Here is a 653-nt window from a genome sequence, read left to right on the forward strand (position 1 = left end):
AAAACTAAATTCTTCACATTATATAGCGTTTGCTAAACATTTTGGGAAATTAGCAAATTATCCAAGACTAAAAGGTTTAAGTAAGAAATATAAGCAAATTACTGTCGTTCAAAGGAAAGCAACAGATAAGGGACCTAGTTTTGGAGAACAATTTCACACAGACTCAATTTACACAAAAAAACCACCTAGATTTACAATGCTTTATTCTAAACTAGTTCCTAAAAAAGGTAGAGCAAATACTGAATTTTCCTCTCAATACTTAGCTTATGATTATTTGCCTAAATCAATAAAAAATAAATTACTCAAAGTGAAGGGAAGGTACTCTTCTGAAGGACCAATTTCAGTTACTACAAGAGAAAGAGTAAAAGAGAAGGGTAGAAAGATTGAAGAATTGAAATCTATTCATAAAATTATAAAAAAGATAAACTCTAAAAATACGATTTATTGCAGCCCTGGACATCTTGTAGGATTTTCTCCAAATTTAAAAAATTCTGAAAAAGTTAAAAAACAATTATTTAAGCACCAAGTTAAAAAAAAGTTTCAATACTCATTAGAATGGGAAAAAGATCAGTTAGCTATTTGGGACAATAGATCCATGCTCCACCAAGCTACCCCTTTTAAAGGTAATAGAATTATGCACAGAATAACTATAT

1 protein-coding gene is annotated in these 653 nt (G+C 29.6%); it reads left to right on the plus strand.

Going from position 1 to position 653, the window contains the following annotated elements; translation table 11 throughout:
• Positions 1–653, plus strand: a 653-nt coding sequence (locus AMN99_RS01710; protein WP_075506113.1) for a TauD/TfdA dioxygenase family protein, incomplete at both ends; no start/stop codon positions are given.

The organism is Candidatus Pelagibacter communis (assembly GCF_001180225.1).
Taxonomy (GTDB): Bacteria; Pseudomonadota; Alphaproteobacteria; order Pelagibacterales; family Pelagibacteraceae; genus Pelagibacter; species Pelagibacter ubique_D.